Origin of the sequence: Rheinheimera sp. 4Y26 (assembly GCF_025245835.1) — a bacterium.
Classification (GTDB): Bacteria; Pseudomonadota; Gammaproteobacteria; order Enterobacterales; family Alteromonadaceae; genus Pararheinheimera.
The window spans coordinates 37,000-53,216 of the sequence record NZ_JAOBWS010000008.1; the positions used below are offsets into that span (position 1 = coordinate 37,000).

A 16,217-nucleotide genomic window follows, 5' to 3' on the forward strand; every position below is an offset into this window, starting at 1 on the left:
TTAAAGCAGGGGCCGGGTGCCCCTGTTTGTTTCTATTGAAGCAGGACATTTTATGGCTAAAGAGTTCAGCCGGGTTGACCGGTTATCCCAACAGATGCAGCAGGAAATTGCCGTGATACTGCAGCGCGAAATTAAAGACCCGCGCCTGCACAGCATGATCACAGTGTCAGCGGTGGACGTATCGCGCGATTTATCTCACTGCAAAATTCATGTGACTTTTTTAGGCCTGGCGCCGGAAAAAGTTCAGGAAAACCTGAATATTTTAAATGACGCTTCGGGTTTTATCCGCAGTTTAATCGCCAAGCGTATTCAGGCGCGTATTGTGCCGACCATCCGTTTTTATTTTGATAAGTCGCTGGATGAAGGCATCCGCATGGCAAATCTGGTAGAAACTGTGCGCAAGTCGGACGAGAAAAAACGTCTTGATGCAGGTCAGGAATTAGACACGCCAGCGGCCAAACACGCAGACGAAGAAGAATAAGCCAATGGCACGTCGTCCCGTGAATGGCATTTTGTTACTGGATAAGCCATTAGAAGTGTCCAGTAACGGTATTTTGCAGCGCATCCGCTGGTTGTATCAGGCGGAAAAAGCCGGCCACACCGGCGCGCTGGATCCGTTAGCTTCAGGTTTATTGCCGATTTGTTTTGGTGAGGCCACCAAGTTTTGTCAGTTTTTATTGGATACCGACAAAACCTACGAAGTAACAGCCAGATTTGGCGTTCGTACCGACACCAGCGATGCGGCCGGCGAAGTGATCAGCCAAAAGCCAATTGCTTTTAGCCAGAGCGAACTTGAGGCGGCTGTAGTGCGGGCGCGCGGGCCACAACTTCAGGTGCCCACCATGTATTCGGCGCTGAAGTATCAGGGCCAGCCGCTGTATAAATACGCCCGTCAGGGTATTACTGTGCCGCGTGAAGCCAGACCAATAGAGATTTTTAAATTTGATTTATTGTCTTTTGATGGTCAGGACGCCCGTTTTGTCGTGCATTGCAGTAAAGGCACTTATATCCGCACTCTGATCGACGATTTAGGTGAAACTTTAGGTTGTGGTGCTTATGTCACGGCGCTGCGCCGTATTCACGTCGGGCCTTTTAACGCCAGCCAGATGCGTACTGAAGCTGATTTAGTGCCGCTGAATGAGCGTCAGGACTGGGCTGGTCTTGACGCTTTGTTATTGCCGATGGACCAGGCCCTGCTTGGCCTGCCAGAGCTTATCATCACGCCCATACAGCATCAGCGACTGGTTCATGGCCAGACAGTTGTGCTGAGCGATACTGAATTTGATAGCCTGCAAGCTGCGGCTACCCTTGATGCGGTAAAACTTTACACCCAAACCGGTCAGTTTATTGGTATTGGCGCTGTGGCAGAGCAGGTGTTATCTGTGCGCAGGCTGCTGAACACCAGTCAGTTTCAGCTCAGCTGAAATATAGGTTGTAATCAATGGCGGGCATGCTAGAATGCGCGCTGTTTTTTGGCTGTATGCTGGATTAGTGCCTGGCTGCAGCAACATTCAATAATCCTGGAGGATTTTATGTCACTAACTACTGCTGAAAAAGCAAAAATTCTGGCCGATTTCGGCGTTGTTGCTAACGACACTGGCTCACCAGAAGTACAGGTAGCTCTGTTAACTGCTTCTATCAACAAACTGCAACCACACTTCGCTGATCACAAGCATGACTTCCACTCACGTCGTGGTCTGCTGCGTATGGTTTCTCAGCGTCGTAAGCTGCTGGACTATTTAAAGCGTAAAGACCAGGCTCGTTACGCTACTCTGATCGAGCGTTTAGGTCTGCGTCGTTAATCGACCGCTAAACCCGGTAAGAACAATAAAGGAGCTTCGGCTCCTTTTTTGTTGACCAAAATTCAGCATTGCAGCACAAAAGACCGTTGATTTTTGTCCGGATTTCTCTTTAAAAGTCTTGTCTGGTAATCATTGGCAAATAGCCTATCGCAAAGTGCTGATTTTTCTTAAGTGCCATGCTTTGGTGGCTATCTTTTGTCGGTGCTTACAAGCTATACTGTCGGGCGAAAAATCGACCCCAAATATAGCGCGTTTAAGGCTCAGCAGAGCCCCGGTCCACGCGCACATCAGAAAGGAAATTACCACGTGAATCCCATTGTAAAATCATTCCAGTTTGGTCAACACACTGTTACTTTAGAAACCGGCGTTATTGCCCGTCAGGCAGACGGTGCCGTGTTGGCCAGCATGGGCGACACTTCAGTTTTAGTGACAGTTGTTGGTAAAAGAGCACCAAAACCGGGCCAGGACTTTTTCCCGTTAACAGTGAACTATCAGGAAAAAATGTATGCTGCCGGCCGTATCCCAGGTGGTTTTTTTAAACGTGAAGGTCGCCCTTCAGAAGGCGAAACATTAATCTCCCGTCTGATCGACCGTCCAATCCGCCCTTTATTCCCTGAAGGTTTCACCAACGAAGTTCAGGTGATTGCCACTGTCGTTTCAGTACAACCTGAAATTCAGCCTGATATCGTAGCAATTCTGGGTACTTCTGCCGCTTTAGCTATTTCAGGAATCCCGTTCAGCGGTCCATTAGGTGCAGCCCGTGTGGGTTATATTGACGGTCAGTACGTATTAAACCCATCAGAAACCGAATTAAAAACCAGTAAGTTAGATTTAGTGGTTGCCGGTACTGCTAACGCGGTATTGATGGTTGAATCAGAAGCTGGCGTATTGTCAGAAGAAGTGATGTTAGGTGCTGTGGTATATGGCCACGACCAGATGCAAACGGCCATTAAAGCCATTGCTGAATTTGCCGCTGAAGGTGGCAAACCTGCCTGGGAATGGGTTGCTCCTGCCAAGAACGAGCCACTGATCGCAAAAATTGAAGCCTTATCTACCGCAGCCTTAGGCGAAGCTTACCGTATCACAGAAAAAGCCAAACGTTACGAGCGTATCGGTGCCATCAAAGCTGAAGTATTTGCCCAAATTAAAGCTGAATTGGCTGAAGGCGAAAGCTTTAACGAAACTGAAGCCGGTGAAATTTTCCATAACCTGGAATCAAAAATTGTTCGTAGCCGTATCATCAAAGGCGAACCGCGTATTGATGGCCGTGACAACGAAATGATCCGCGCTCTGTCAGTGATGACCGGCCTGCTGCCACGTACCCACGGTTCTGCTTTATTCACCCGAGGTGAAACTCAGGCGCTGGTGACCTGTACTTTAGGTACAGCCCGTGATGCACAAACTGTGGATGATCTGCTGTCAGACAAAACTGACCATTTCCTGTTCCACTACAACTTCCCTCCGTTCTCAGTAGGCGAGACCGGCATGGTAGGTTCACCAAAACGCCGCGAAATCGGCCATGGTCGTTTAGCTAAACGTGGTGTTGCTGCTGTAATGCCAGATTTTGAAACTTTCCCGTACACAGTTCGGATGGTGTCTGAAATCACTGAATCAAACGGTTCAAGCTCAATGGCTTCTGTTTGTGGTTCTTCATTAGCTCTGATGGACGCTGGTGTACCAATCAAAGCTTCTGTTGCCGGTATCGCTATGGGTCTGGTAAAAGAAGGCGACGACTTTGTTGTACTGTCTGACATCCTGGGTGACGAAGACCATTTAGGTGATATGGATTTTAAAGTGGCGGGTACCACAGCCGGTATCACTGCACTGCAGATGGATATCAAAATTGAAGGTATCACCAAAGAAATCATGCAGATCGCGCTGAAACAAGCCAAAGCGGCACGTATCCACATTCTGAATGTGATGGATCAGGCAATCAGCACCCACCGTTCAGAACTGTCTGAGCACGCGCCACGCATTTACACCTTAAAAATCAACCCGGAAAAAATCCGTGATGTGATTGGTAAAGGTGGTGCTGTAATTCGTCAAATCACTGAAGAATCAGGCACAACCATCGAGATCGAAGATGACGGTACGGTAAAAATTGCCGCCACCAACTCTCAGGCTGCTGCTATTGCCATCGCAAAAATTGAAGCTATCACCGCTGAAATTGAAGTGGGCGCAGTGTATTCAGGTGAAGTTGTTCGTATCGTTGATTTTGGTGCCTTTGTAAACGTGTTACCAGGTAAAGATGGTCTGGTACATATTTCACAAATCTCTGACGAGCGCGTCAGCAATGTTGCTGATCACTTATCTGTTGGCCAGAAAGTACAGGTAAAAGTACTGGAAGTTGACAAGCAAGGCCGTGTCCGTCTGAGCATCAAAGAAGCGGGTGAAAAATCATCTGCTGAAGCTGCTCATGCTGAAGCAACAAACTAAGGTTAACACCTTCAGGCAAAGCAGGCTGGTACTTGCCGGTCTGCTGTCACTGCTGCTTGGCAGTGGCATTGCCGGTTGTGCCGCCACTGCGCCAGCACCTGCTGGTGTGTTGGTGGAACAACCCTTAACCCCCGAGCCGATGGTGGTGCCTTACCGCACTGAAATTGCGATAGCCCGTCTGAACGAAATTCTGCAATCTGCCGAACTAACCGAACCACAACGAGCCCGTTTGTACTATGACCGTGGTGTCATGTACGACAGCGTCGGTTTGGCGGCTTTAGCCCGTTTTGATTTTATGCGTGCGCTCAGGCTTAAACCTGATATGGCAGATGCCTACAATTTTATCGGCATTCACCATACCTTAAACGGTGATTTTGACTCTGCTTATGAAGCATTTGACTCGGCACTGGAGTTGGAGCCGGACTATCAGTACGTCTATCTGAACCGGGCTATTGCTCTGCAGTATGACGACAAGCTGGAACTGGCACTGCGTGACTTTAAACAGTTCCAGAGTATTCAGCCTTCCGATCCATACCGCGCTTTATGGTTGTATCTGGCGCAGGTAGAGCAGTCAGAGCAAGCTGCACAGGCTGAGCTCAGAGCCCAGTTTGTTAAGCTGGATAAAAAACAGTGGGCCAGCCAGATAGCCGCTTTTTATCTGGGTGATATCAGCGAGCAACAACTGCTGAATATTGCCAGCAGCAATGCGCTGGAGCCCAAACAGCTGGCAGAGCAACTTTGTGAGGTGTATTTTTATCTGGCGAAGTGGCATGCCCTGCAGAAGAACCCAACACAAGCCATTGAATACTACAAAAAAACTCTGGCAACCAATGTGTATGAGTTTGTTGAGCATCGTTATGCCAGGCTGGAAATGGCCAGATTACGCCAGCTGGTTGTGGCCGAAGGTGCTGCGGCTGAGGATGCGGCAGCTGAAGATGAAGAGCATGCGCATTAACCCTTTAATCAGAATGAAAAGAAGCCGGCTTGCTGGCTTTTTTTTATGCTTGCTGCTCACTGGCTGCAGTCCGGCAGAGTCTGAACAGAGTGCGTTGCAGCATGCAGCACAAAGGGTCATGCAGCAGGCAGAAAAAGCCGAACAACAAAGGTTAATCAGTCAGGCCTTGCCCTTATACCAGCAGGCTGCAGCTTTAGGTCATACCGCAGCTGTGGCCGCGGTATTCCGGTTACAACAGCACAGCAGCAAAGTGCTGCTGGGGCAGTGGCTGGCTGAGCTTCCTGCTGACGCCAGTGCACTGGCGCCATATTGGGCTGAACTGGGCCATTGGCAAAGACTAACACCAGATCAGCAACAGCAATTTCAACGGCCTTTTGCCGCTATTACTCTGCAGACAGAGGCCTGCCGCTTGTCGGTACTGCCGGTAGTGACTGGCCTGGCCGAGGCCAGGCAGTGGCAATTGTTATTGCACAATTGGCAGCAGGATCCGCAACTGGGCTCGTTACCCATATGCTGGTTGCCGCCGCGCTTTATCGACAGCATGCTGCTGCAATGTTCAGAGCAGCCAACACAAAGAATTCAATGTGATTTACCGGCACTGCAACAGCAGATGCGCGATGTGGATTTCCATCAGTTGCTGGTATTGGCCGGGCGGGGTGGCGCCAGTTATAACAATGGTGTGCTACAACTGCCGGAACAAAGCGACCTGGCGTTATTGCGCCATGAATTCAGTCATGCCTTTGGTTTTCTTGACGAATATGCCTTGATGCCAAAAGTTGCCAAAGATGAATGCAAACCCGGACGGCTGACAGCGAATCTGCTGTTCCATAAAGCGGATTTAGCCGCTTATCAGCAGCACTGGCAACTTGATGCCAATGAACTTGAATTAACGCCGGTAGCAAGCTGCCATCACGCCGGACTGCAGGCGTACCGGCTGGTGGCGGCAGATACCCATATGCAACATTATGAACTTGCCATGCCGGCGCTCTACCTGAAATTGCTGCACAAGCAGCTGGCAAGGCCTGAGCAGCTGATGCCGGCTGCTTATTATTTTGCTTATCTTGCCAGACAGCAACAGGACTGGCCGGCATGGCAGCACTGGATGCAACAAGCAGCAAAGCTTGGATACAGGCCTGCACAGCAGGCATTAGTGATACAAAATGCCGGGCAACAGGCTGCTGTGGCGCCTTAAGCCAGCTGGTTCATCTATTGACGGAGTTTTGAGCTGACTGGCTACAAAGACAGTTTTAGATGCTTGTGATGCCCTGGAGTCATTGCCGGCGACTTTTGATGCTGTGATGCAAATAAAAAAACGGCTTGGGTAAGCCGTTGTTCGTGGTAAGGAAAACAGGACAGCCTTTAGTTGGAGAGTTCGCTCAGTTCGCGGCTTAATAAATCGGCGTCACCAATATTCAGTTCCAGCAGACGGCGCAAATGGCCGGCGCTTTCAATATCAATCCGCTCACAATATAAACCTAAAGTATCCTGATGGCTGTGCGCCACCCGGGTTTCCATTTCCAGCACCAGCTCAGAGTCATTCAGCTGAAACTGCAGCATCAGTTCAGCGCCGTCTGTCAGATCCCAGTCTTTCGGTTTTTTCACCAAGGCACCGCGTAATGATAAATCCAACACCTCGGTGGCAAACTCTCTGCCGGCACAAATTAACTTGGCGTTGCTACTAAACAGAATGCGGCTAAAACGTCTGTGATCCATATCGACTCCTGCGTAAGTGATTACAGCATAGCGTTTTTTTACTAAAAAAACAGGCTGCAATTGCAGCCTGATTTGCCGTTTTTAGCTGATATCTTCACCAGCAGCCTGACGATCGGCATGATAACTGGAACGCACAAAGGGGCCTGAGGCAACATGTTTAAAACCCAGTTCGTAACCAATACGTTTGATTTCATCAAATTCGCTTGGTGACACATAACGTTTCACCGGTAAATGGTGTTTGCTTGGCTGTAAATACTGACCCACAGTCAGCATATCCACGTTGTGAGCACGCAAGTCGCGCATGACTTCAATAATTTCTTCGGTCGTTTCACCTAAACCCACCATCAGGCCAGATTTGGTGGAAACTTCAGGATGCGCTTCTTTATAACGGCGCAGCAATTCCAGCGACCATTTATAGTCGGCGCCCGGCCGGGCCAGCTTGTACAGGCGTGGTGCTGTTTCCAGATTGTGGTTAAACACATCAGGAGGTGTTTGCGTCAGAATATTCAGTGCAGTGTCCATGCGGCCACGAAAATCCGGCACCAATACTTCAATTTTAATGGCTGGGGTTTCGCGGCGGATAGCACTGATGCAGTCGGCAAAATGCTGAGCACCACCGTCGCGTAAGTCGTCGCGGTCAACGGAGGTGATCACCACATACTTCAGCTTCATGTCTTTAATGGTTAACGCCAGTTTTTCCGGCTCTTCAGCGCTCGGTGGTAATGGCCGGCCATGAGCCACGTCACAGAATGGACAGCGGCGGGTACAAATAGCGCCCAAAATCATAAAAGTGGCGGTGCCGTGATTAAAACACTCGGTCAGGTTAGGGCAGGACGCTTCTTCACAAACCGAATGCAGACCGTGTTTACGTAATGCACCTTTAATTTCATCAATGCGCTCAGAGCTTTTTGGCAGTTTGATCTTCAGCCATTCTGGCTTACGCAACATTTCAGCTGGTTCTGTTGGCAGAACTTTTACCGGGATCAGTGCCATTTTTTCGGCGTCACGTAACTTGACTCCAGGCTCCATCCGGGCTGTTTTTGGCATATTAGTCATAAAACCCTGTCTTTGTTGTAAGCTCTGTCACTGCCAGCTGGCTGACAAACTGACGGCTGATTTGTGCTTTGGCCACTGCCATGGTCAGAGGGCCACCTAAATCTTTGCTTTGCACCATTTGCATACCGGCATAACCACAAGGATTAATGCGGCCAAAAGGTGATAAATCCATATCGACATTCAGTGCCAGGCCGTGAAAAGTGCAGCCTTTACGCACTCTTAAACCCAAAGAGGCCACTTTTTTCTCATCCACATAAACACCTGGTGCGTCGCTTTTGGCATAAGCCTGCACGCCATTTTCTGCCAGGGTTTGAATAATGACCTGTTCAATCAGTGTGACCAAGGCCCGTACACCAATATTGCGTCTTTTGATATTCAACAGCACATAAGCCACCAGCTGGCCCGGGCCGTGGTAAGTCACCTGGCCACCGCGGTCTACCTGCACCACAGGAATATCCCCCGGCATTAATAAATGCTCGGCTTTGCCGGCCTGGCCCTGGGTAAATACCGGCGGATGCTCCAGCAGCCAGATTTCATCGGGCGTGTTGTTGTCACGGTTATCGGTAAATTGTTGCATCCGTTGCCAGGTGTCGGTGTAATCCACCAGGCCTAAATCCCGGATCACTAAAGCATCAGCGACAGGCACTACAATGGCTCCTGCGTAAAAAATGGCTGCATTATAAAGGGCAGGGCTGAAAAATCGAGCTTTTGCAGCCAGTTACATAACATAACGGACCAGTTCAAGTTTACCCAGTTCAGTGTATAAAAGTTCAATATGCGCTTTGCTGGTGACTGTCACCACCACAGTCACTGAATGATATGTGCCTTTGCTGCTCGGTTTTACGCTTGGTGAGTAGTCGTTTGCCTCTGCATGGCGCTGCAAAGTGGCAATCACCTGTGGCACTAAATCATCATGGGCTAAGCCCACAACTTTAAAGTTAAAAGCGCAGGGAAATTCAAGAAATTCATCAAATCTGGTGTCTTTTACTTCAACGGCCATCGGATCCTCACTTACCACATTGGATACTGTTGACTGGGTTGTGCCTGTGCACAAATTGGCGGCTATTCTAACAAAAAGTCCCGGCCTGTGCCGGGACTTCTTCAACATCTTTTAGAGGTAATGCGGCTTGTTACTGTAACTGCATTTTGACGTAATCAACCAACCGGCTGAAAATGCCGCCTTCAGCAATATCTTCTAAAGCCACCAGCGGGAATTCGGCAATATCTTCTTCATTGAGTTTCAGATACACAGTGCCAACCACCTGGCCTTTAGCAATAGGCGCTACCAGCTGCTGTGACAGTTTAAAATCGGCTTTGAGGTGTTTACGCTGGCCACGCTGCAGCGTAATAGGGGTTTCACTCATCACACCCAGGCTGATATTTTCTTTATCACCTTGCCAGACGCGCTGTTCAGCAAATACTTCGCCGGCTTTATAAGGTGAAAAAGTTTCGAAAAAACGAAATCCATAAGTCAGTAATTTTTTGTTTTCCGCTTCACGGATCTTGGCGCTGTCGGTGCCCATCACCACTGAAATTAACCGCATGCCATCTTTGGTGGCAGAAGTGATCAGGCTGTAACCTGCTTCTGAGGTGTGACCGGTTTTAATACCGTCCACATTTAAGCTTTTATCCCACAGCAGGCCGTTGCGGTTGTATTGTTTGATGCCGTTAAAGACGTATTCTTTTTCCGAATAAATTTTATATTCTTCCGGCACATCACGGATCAGCGCAACCGACAACTTGGCCATATCGCGTGCTGTGGTGCGCTGCTGTTCAGCCGGTAAACCGTGGCTGTTGACATAAGTAGTGCTGGTCATGCCCAAACGTTTGGCATGGGCATTCATCAGCTCGGCAAAGGCACTTTCGGTGCCGGCAATGTGCTCAGCTAAAGCCACACAAGCATCGTTACCTGACTGGATAATGATGCCGCGGTTCAGCTCTTCCACTGAAATGGTTGCGCCTACTTCAATAAACATTTTCGACGAATCGCTGTATTGTTTGGCCCAGGCGTTTTCGCTGATGGTGACCTGATCGCTTGGCTTGATATTGCCATTTTTAATTTCAGTGCCCACCACATAACTGGTCATCATTTTGGTCAGACTGGCTGGTGCCAATAACTCGTCAGCATTGCCTTCGGCCAGCACCTTGCCGGTATGGTAATCAATCAGAATATAACCTTTGGCATTTACTTCAGGTGCTTGCGGCGTCAGCTGCATATCGGCAGCGGTCTGGCTTTGTGCAAAAAAACTCAGGCAGCTAAAACTGGTGGCTAAAAAAATGCGACGGTATTGATTTTTCAGGCGGTAATTCATGAGACTCTTTCTTATTAGTGAACAGCAACAGCACGGTTAACAAAACAAACAGGTTAACCACATAATTTTTTATTGGTGACATAAGCGTCCGGATAATTACCTGAACGCAGCTTGTCCAGCCAGTCGGCGGCCACTGCGGCCCCCTGTAACGGGCCTGCCAGCAGCTTATAAATGCCATTGGCATTTTCAATGGTTGTGGGTACAGACCATTGTTGTTGTAATTCGTTCCCAAGTCGTTGCACTTTTGCCGGATCACTGCTTGCAATCAGCTGAATAAAACAGCCGTTTTGTCCTGCCGGTTGACTTGCGCTGACCACCGGACTTGTAGCTGTAGTGGCGTTTGGGTTGTTATTCGTGGCCAACCTGTCAGTTTCCTGAAACTGCACCGGCTGACTGACCCTGTTTTGCGAAGACGGCCGCTGTACTGGCGTGACCGGCTCATAAGGGATAGTCGGTTCCTCCGCTATCGGGGTTGCAAAGCTGTTTTGGTTTTCCATGGCGGGGGAGGCTATCAGCTCTACTTTCACCCGACCTGTGCCGGTTTGGAAAATCCCGAGTTTATAAGCGGCGGAGTAAGATAAATCAATGACACGACCATCGTGGAAAGGACCACGGTCGTTCACCCGCACTATAGCGCTACGGTAATTGTCGAGGTTGGTCACGCGCACATAAGAGGGCAGAGGCAGAGTTTTATGCGCTGCTGTCATTGAAAATACATCGTAGGTTTCGCCATTAGAGGTTAAATGGCCATGAAACTTGCTGCCATACCAGGACGCAGTACCGGTTTCGCTGTGTTCGGTGATGGTGGTTTTTGGAAAATAATCCACACCGTAAATATTATAAGGTTTATTGCCGCCGCGGCTTAATGGCTCGACCACAGGTTCAGGGTCAATCATTTCTTCCTGGGTTGGAAAACGCAGTGGAATACTGTCTTTAGACTGGGAATAACGGCCGGCATTTGGATCCGGATAGCCAGCTGCAGTGGTGCCGCTTGATGAAGAGTCCGGCGCACTGGAACAGGCGGCCAGTACCACAACAGAAAAAGAACACAACAACAACGTCTGGCGCAGAGGCCGCAAAGCACGGGGACAAGTTTTCATTATTGTTTCGCTAACATCCGTTTGTGAGTGCTGACCGACATCAGAATGCCAAAACCGGCCAGTAAAGTCACGAAAGAAGTTCCGCCAAAACTGACCAGTGGCAGCGGAACACCAACGACCGGCAGAATACCAGATACCATGCCGATGTTCACAAAAACATAGACAAAAAATGTCAGAGTGATACTACCGGCGAGAAAACGACTGTAGTTATCCTGAGCACGGCTGGCAATCACCAGGCCACGGCCAATAATAAACAGATAAAGCAGAAACAAACCACAGACGCCCATCAAGCCCATTTCTTCGGCAAACACAGCAAAAATAAAGTCGGTATGGCGCTCCGGCAAAAACTCCAGTTGCGACTGAGTGCCCTGCATCCAGCCTTTGCCTTCAATACCGCCTGAACCAATGGCTATCATCGACTGAATAGTTTGATAACCAGCGCCTAACGGATCCCGCTCCGGGTCAAACAAGGTCAGCACCCGGCGTTTTTGATAGTCATACATCAGAAAGTGCCACAGAATAGGTAAAAATGCCGCCAGCAGCGCAGCGACAAAACCGATAATACGCCAGCTCATGCCACTGAAAAACAACACAAAAACACCAGACATCGCGATAAGGATAGAGGTACCGAGATCGGGTTGTTTGGCTATCAGTAAGGTAGGGGCAGCACAAATTAAAAAGCCGGCCAGCACGTCACGGGTGCGTGGTGGCATCGGATGTTTTGCCATATACCAGGCAACGGCCATCGGCACCGCCAGTTTCATCATTTCAGAGGGCTGAAACTTGGTAAAACCTAAATCAATCCAGCGGGTTGAGCCTTTGGCTGTGTAGCCAAAAAACTCCACTATCAGCAGAAAAAACAAACCACTGATATACATAGGTAAAGACCAGCGCCGGTAACTTTGTGGATTAATCTGCGCCAGCATCGTCATAATGCCCATGGCAAAGGTAACTTTCAGTGCCTGGCCTTCCACCTTGGCTAAATCATGGCCGTCGGCGCTGTATAAGGTAAATAAACCTATCACAATCAGCAGCAACAAGGCTCCGAATAGCGGGCCGTCAATATGCCAGCGCATCAGGCGGGATTGGTTTTCCTGCTCAGTCATCGATGGGGTTATCCTCAGTTGGAGCCTGGCTGACAGCGCTATTGGTGTTAGGGGATCCTTCGGCGGGCGCCGCAGCGTCAGGCTGTTGTGCCGTGCCTGCTTCAGTGCCGGAACCAGTGCCATTGGCTTGCGGTTGCGGCCGGTTTTGCGTTATTGGCGGCTGTTCTGCTGTCGTGACCGGAGCGGTAGCAGGTTCAATTGTGGCCGGAACTGCGCCGCCCGGCACGGCTGATGGTTCATGCTGTTGCTGCTGACGTTTGAGTTTGCGCGCTTCCTCGGCAGCTTTTTCTTCGGCATAACGTTGTTCGCGCGCCAGCATCTGTGCTGCTCTTTGTTCCTGCATCAGTGCTATTTCCGCCAGAGTTGGCAGTGCCGGTTTTTCGGCGGCCGGCGTAAAATAATGATCCATCATAACGCGGGCAACAGGGGCTGCATTACTGCCGCCGCCGCCGGCGTTTTCCACCACCACAGCCACCACCACTTCCGGATTATGATGGGGGGCGTAACCGACAAACATGGCGTTGTCACGGTGGCGCTCGTTAATGGCTTTGGCATTGTATTTTTGCCCGGCGGCGATGTTGATCACCTGTTGGGTTCCGGTTTTACCGGCCGGGTCGTAAGTTGCGCCCAAAAAGGCGCCGCGTGCTGTGCCACCTTCCTGTTGGGCGGTACGGCGCATGGCTTCACGTGAAATAGCCCAGTTATTTGGGTCGACGACGGTAATGGCCTGCTCGGGTGCCAATAATAAACTTTGATCTTGTTGTTGATTATGAAAATTACGCGCCAGTCTTGGTGTAATGCGGGCGCCGGTATTAATTAAGGTGGCTGTGGTGAGCGCCATTTGTAGCGGAGTGGCCTGCCAGTAACCCTGGCCTATGCCGATATTAATGGTATCCCCCGGACCCCAGTTTTGTTTATGTTTGATTTTTTTCCATTCACGGGTGGGCATATTGCCTTCATTTTCTTCGTGAATATCAATACCGCTGGGGCGGCCAAAACCTGCTTTGGTCATAAAGTCGGCAATTTTGTCGATGCCCATTTTATAAGCCAGGTCGTAAAAGTAGGTATCACAACTTTTGATAATGCCGGTATAAATATCAACATAACCATGGCCGTATTTTGAGTGATCACGCCATGGCCGGCTGACGTTGGGCAAACGATACAAACCAGGGTCCGGAATACGGGTTTGTTCAGTGACAGTGCCATTTTCCAGACCCGCTACGCCGAGCAAAGGTTTAATAGTGGAGGCGGGCGGGAATAACCCCTGTGTAATACGGTTCACCAGTGGTCTGTCCGGCGAATTTAATAACATACGGTAGTTTTTACCGCTGATACCATGCACAAATAAGTTCGGGTTGTAACTTGGGTTGCTGTAAAACGCCAGTACGGCACCATCTCTTGGATCCAGCATCACTACTGAACCGCGGTTTTCGCCCAGTGCTTCCTGAGCTTTAAGTTGCAAGCCTAAATCCAGTGACAGGTATAAATCATCACCTGAGATGGCAGGTTGTTCGCGCAGGGTGCGGATGACCCGGCCGCGGCTGTTCACTTCAACTTCCTGATAACCCACAGTGCCGTGCAGCTGCCTTTCGTAAAACTTTTCCAGGCCCACTTTACCAATATCTCGGCTGGCGGCGTAATTGGCGCTTTGCTGGCTTTCTTCCAGTTGTTTGTATTCTTTTTCGTTAATTTTGCCGATGTAACCCAGCGCATGGGTAAATAAATCGCCATAAGGATAATTGCGGGTCAGGCGGGCTTCGAGCGTGACCCCACTAAACTGGTGCAGATGCACCGCCAGAATAGCCACTTCCTGTTCGGTCAGATGTTCTTTCAGCGCAATACTTTTAAAGCGGCGCTGTTGTTTCACTTCTTTAAAAAAGGCCTGTTGCTGTTCTTCGTCGATAGCGATGAGTTTGGCAAGGGCCTGAACGGTTTGGGTTAAATCTTTGACTTGCTCCGGCACCAGCTCCAGCGAATGCACAGGGCGGTTTTCTGCCAGCAATACACCATTACGGTCATAAATCATGCCGCGGTTGGGAGAAAGTGGCACCAGTTTAATGCGGTTACCGTCAGCTCTGGTGGAATACTCTTCGTACTTCACTACCTGTAGCTGGTATAAATTCAGCAGCAAGACGCCAAATAACAGTACCACCATGACAAAAGCCACCAGCAGCCTTCTGTTAAACAGCAGAGCTTCGGCAACATGATCGGCAATGGCGATACGGCTTTTGCGCATAACTACTCGCGATGATAAGGATGGTTAGTACTGATACTCCAGGCGCGGTACAGGCTTTCAGCGAGCACCACCCGCACCAGCGGATGGGGCATGGTGAGTGCAGACAAAGACCATTTGGCTTCGCTGGCGGCGATACAGGCAGGTGCTAAACCCTCAGGGCCGCCTACCAGTAAACAAACATCACGGCCGTCCATTTGCCATTGTTCCAGCTTCTGTGCCAGTTGTGGGCTGCTCCAGTTGGCACCTTCCACTTCCAGCGTGACAATGCGGCTGCCTTTAGGTACTGCAGCCAGCATTTTTTCGCCTTCCTGCTCCAGAATACGTTTAATGTCGGCGTTTTTGCCCCTTTTACCGGCCGGAATTTCAACAAGTTCCAGTGGTAAATCCCGCGGGAAACGCCTGGCGTATTCTTCGTAGGCCGTGGTGACCCAGGCTGGCATTTTTTGCCCAACGGCAATCAGCATTAACTTCATGAACTCAGGCGGCCCAGAGTTTTTCCAACTGATAAAAACCACGGCTTTCATCAAGCATCACGTGAACCACCACTTCGCCTAAATCAACCAGTACCCAGTCACCGGATTTTTCGCCTTCCACACCCAGAATATGTAAACCGGCTTTTTTGGCTTCCTGAATCAGGTATGCCGCCACCGAACGAGTGTGACGGTTGGAAGTGCCTGAACACACCACCATACATTCGGTTTCGGTTGATTTGCCTTTGACGTCGAGCTGAACAATATCTTTGGCTTTCATGTCGTCGATTTTATCAACCACAAAAGCAATTAATTCCTGAGTCTGCACTTGGTATACCCCATAGCTGTGCGCTGTAAACGCGGCATTTTAACAGCTTTTTATGCGCAGTTATACCTGATACAGCCCATGCTGTTGGATATAAGCCATTACCGCAGGAATTTGTAGCGCAGGTGAGGGACCTTGTTGTGGTTCGTTTTGCTGCAGGCCAGCACGGATTTGACTTGCCGAGATATCAAACAAAGGGTTTTGCAGCAGCAGAATTTTACCGGCACGGTGGTTTTGAAGTTCATTGATACTCTGTGCGCCATAATTTTGCAGCAGCATAGTTGCTTCGGCATTTTCTGCATAACCCGGGCGCTGGCACACCAATAAATGACAAAGGCTTAAGATGTCCTGGTATCGATGCCAGCGGGTGAAAGCACAAAGAGAATCCATGCCAATGACAAAACACAAAGTGTCGTTTGGGTATTGCCGGCGCAGGATTTCCAGCGTTTCAACTGTATAAGAAGGACTGTGTTTGCCAAGCTCCAGCTTGTTCAGTTGAAGCGCCGGGTATGGCGCAATGGCCAGCTCCACCATGGCCGCTCTGTGTTCGCTGCTCACCCCAGGATGTGCTCTGTGCGGCGGCAAGTGGCAAGGCAGCAGCTGCAGTTGTTCAAGCTGACAATGTTGCCGGACATAAAGTGCCAGCCGTAAATGACCCTGATGAATAGGGTCAAAGGTGCCCCCATAAAAACCCAACATGGCCATG

At 49.7% G+C, this 16,217-nt stretch carries 17 protein-coding genes; 6 read left to right on the plus strand and 11 right to left on the minus strand.

Translation table 11 applies throughout. The features are described 5' to 3' along the window. The first annotated feature begins 52 nt into the window (after positions 1-52). From rbfA to N3Z11_RS11515, 6 genes are all read left to right on the plus strand, one after another. Positions 53-481 carry a 30S ribosome-binding factor RbfA gene (gene rbfA, locus N3Z11_RS11490; protein ID WP_260657321.1) on the plus strand — a complete coding sequence of 143 codons (429 nt, stop codon included), beginning with the start codon at positions 53-55 and terminating at the stop codon, positions 479-481. A gap of 4 nt (positions 482-485) precedes the next feature. Further along, the gene (gene truB, locus N3Z11_RS11495) at positions 486-1,424 is read left to right on the plus strand and encodes a tRNA pseudouridine(55) synthase TruB (protein WP_260657322.1); all 939 of its coding nucleotides are present in this window, start codon (positions 486-488) and stop codon (positions 1,422-1,424) included. Between the two features lie 108 nt (positions 1,425-1,532). Further along, positions 1,533-1,802, plus strand: coding sequence for a 30S ribosomal protein S15 (rpsO, locus tag N3Z11_RS11500; RefSeq protein WP_260657323.1), 270 nt, complete (start codon positions 1,533-1,535; stop codon positions 1,800-1,802). 306 nt (positions 1,803-2,108) lie between these two features. Beyond that, positions 2,109-4,238 (plus strand): polyribonucleotide nucleotidyltransferase, encoded by a 2,130-nt coding sequence (pnp, locus tag N3Z11_RS11505; RefSeq protein WP_260657324.1) that lies wholly within the window; start codon positions 2,109-2,111, stop codon positions 4,236-4,238. Continuing rightward, complete coding sequence (gene nlpI / locus N3Z11_RS11510; protein ID WP_260657325.1) at positions 4,219-5,193, plus strand: lipoprotein NlpI; 975 nt, start codon at positions 4,219-4,221, stop codon at positions 5,191-5,193. Before pnp ends, nlpI begins: the two co-directional genes overlap by 20 nt. Before the next feature lie 118 nt (positions 5,194-5,311). Next, positions 5,312-6,385 (plus strand): hypothetical protein, encoded by a 1,074-nt coding sequence (locus tag N3Z11_RS11515; RefSeq protein ID WP_260657326.1) that lies wholly within the window; start codon positions 5,312-5,314, stop codon positions 6,383-6,385. Between the two features lie 167 nt (positions 6,386-6,552). Here the strand turns inward: N3Z11_RS11515 and N3Z11_RS11520 are convergent, their stop codons facing one another. The 11 genes from N3Z11_RS11520 to nadD all read right to left on the minus strand — a co-directional run bounded on the left by N3Z11_RS11520 (position 6,553) and on the right by nadD (position 16,216). Next, complete coding sequence (locus tag N3Z11_RS11520) at positions 6,553-6,906, minus strand: PilZ domain-containing protein (protein WP_260657327.1); 354 nt, start codon at positions 6,904-6,906, stop codon at positions 6,553-6,555. 81 nt (positions 6,907-6,987) lie between these two features. After that, entirely contained in the window at positions 6,988-7,953 is a 966-nt protein-coding gene (gene lipA / locus N3Z11_RS11525) for a lipoyl synthase (RefSeq protein ID WP_260657451.1), read from the minus strand. A 1-nt stretch (position 7,954) separates the two neighbouring features. Beyond that, positions 7,955-8,608: a lipoyl(octanoyl) transferase LipB gene (gene lipB, locus N3Z11_RS11530; RefSeq protein ID WP_409566866.1), complete on the minus strand. Its 654-nt coding sequence runs from the start codon at positions 8,606-8,608 to the stop codon at positions 7,955-7,957. Positions 8,609-8,680: 72 nt separating this feature from the next. Then, the gene (ybeD, locus tag N3Z11_RS11535) at positions 8,681-8,962 is read right to left on the minus strand and encodes a DUF493 family protein YbeD (RefSeq protein WP_260657328.1); all 282 of its coding nucleotides are present in this window, start codon (positions 8,960-8,962) and stop codon (positions 8,681-8,683) included. A 130-nt stretch (positions 8,963-9,092) separates the two neighbouring features. Next, positions 9,093-10,274 carry a D-alanyl-D-alanine carboxypeptidase family protein gene (locus N3Z11_RS11540; RefSeq protein ID WP_260657329.1) on the minus strand — a complete coding sequence of 394 codons (1,182 nt, stop codon included), beginning with the start codon at positions 10,272-10,274 and terminating at the stop codon, positions 9,093-9,095. 53 nt (positions 10,275-10,327) lie between these two features. Then, entirely contained in the window at positions 10,328-11,374 is a 1,047-nt protein-coding gene (locus N3Z11_RS18060; RefSeq protein WP_313771355.1) for a septal ring lytic transglycosylase RlpA family protein, read from the minus strand. Then, positions 11,374-12,480, minus strand: a complete 1,107-nt coding sequence (gene rodA, locus N3Z11_RS11555) for a rod shape-determining protein RodA (RefSeq protein WP_260657330.1) — start codon at positions 12,478-12,480, stop codon at positions 11,374-11,376. Before rodA ends, N3Z11_RS18060 begins: the two co-directional genes overlap by 1 nt. Beyond that, a complete protein-coding gene (gene mrdA, locus N3Z11_RS11560; protein ID WP_260657331.1) occupies positions 12,473-14,716 on the minus strand; it encodes a penicillin-binding protein 2 in 2,244 nt (747 codons plus the stop codon). The genes rodA and mrdA overlap by 8 nt, the downstream gene beginning before the upstream one ends. A 2-nt stretch (positions 14,717-14,718) precedes the next feature. Further along, entirely contained in the window at positions 14,719-15,189 is a 471-nt protein-coding gene (gene rlmH, locus N3Z11_RS11565) for a 23S rRNA (pseudouridine(1915)-N(3))-methyltransferase RlmH (RefSeq protein ID WP_260657332.1), read from the minus strand. A 4-nt stretch (positions 15,190-15,193) separates the two neighbouring features. Continuing rightward, complete coding sequence (gene rsfS / locus N3Z11_RS11570; RefSeq protein WP_260657333.1) at positions 15,194-15,514, minus strand: ribosome silencing factor; 321 nt, start codon at positions 15,512-15,514, stop codon at positions 15,194-15,196. A 60-nt stretch (positions 15,515-15,574) separates the two neighbouring features. Next, on the minus strand, positions 15,575-16,216 hold the full coding sequence (nadD, locus tag N3Z11_RS11575) for a nicotinate-nucleotide adenylyltransferase (RefSeq protein ID WP_260657334.1): 642 nt from the start codon (positions 16,214-16,216) through the stop codon (positions 15,575-15,577). Position 16,217 lies beyond the last annotated feature (1 nt).

Excerpts from the sequence above, each read along its gene's own strand:
- N3Z11_RS11540 (WP_260657329.1), bottom strand. The coding sequence starts at position 10,274 with ATGAATTACCGCCTGAAAAATCAATACCGTCGCATTTTTTTAGCCACC.
- lipA (WP_260657451.1), bottom strand. The coding sequence starts at position 7,953 with ATGCCAAAAACAGCCCGGATGGAGCCTGGAGTCAAGTTACGTGACGCC.
- nadD (WP_260657334.1), bottom strand. The coding sequence starts at position 16,216 with ATGGCCATGTTGGGTTTTTATGGGGGCACCTTTGACCCTATTCATCAG.
- N3Z11_RS18060 (WP_313771355.1), bottom strand. The coding sequence starts at position 11,374 with ATGAAAACTTGTCCCCGTGCTTTGCGGCCTCTGCGCCAGACGTTGTTG.
- mrdA (WP_260657331.1), bottom strand. The coding sequence starts at position 14,716 with ATGCGCAAAAGCCGTATCGCCATTGCCGATCATGTTGCCGAAGCTCTG.
- nlpI (WP_260657325.1), top strand. The coding sequence starts at position 4,219 with ATGCTGAAGCAACAAACTAAGGTTAACACCTTCAGGCAAAGCAGGCTG.
- N3Z11_RS11515 (WP_260657326.1), top strand. The coding sequence starts at position 5,312 with ATGCAGCAGGCAGAAAAAGCCGAACAACAAAGGTTAATCAGTCAGGCC.
- rbfA (WP_260657321.1), top strand. The coding sequence starts at position 53 with ATGGCTAAAGAGTTCAGCCGGGTTGACCGGTTATCCCAACAGATGCAG.
- N3Z11_RS11520 (WP_260657327.1), bottom strand. The coding sequence starts at position 6,906 with ATGGATCACAGACGTTTTAGCCGCATTCTGTTTAGTAGCAACGCCAAG.
- rlmH (WP_260657332.1), bottom strand. The coding sequence starts at position 15,189 with ATGAAGTTAATGCTGATTGCCGTTGGGCAAAAAATGCCAGCCTGGGTC.
- rpsO (WP_260657323.1), top strand. The coding sequence starts at position 1,533 with ATGTCACTAACTACTGCTGAAAAAGCAAAAATTCTGGCCGATTTCGGC.
- ybeD (WP_260657328.1), bottom strand. The coding sequence starts at position 8,962 with ATGGCCGTTGAAGTAAAAGACACCAGATTTGATGAATTTCTTGAATTT.
- truB (WP_260657322.1), top strand. The coding sequence starts at position 486 with ATGGCACGTCGTCCCGTGAATGGCATTTTGTTACTGGATAAGCCATTA.
- rodA (WP_260657330.1), bottom strand. The coding sequence starts at position 12,480 with ATGACTGAGCAGGAAAACCAATCCCGCCTGATGCGCTGGCATATTGAC.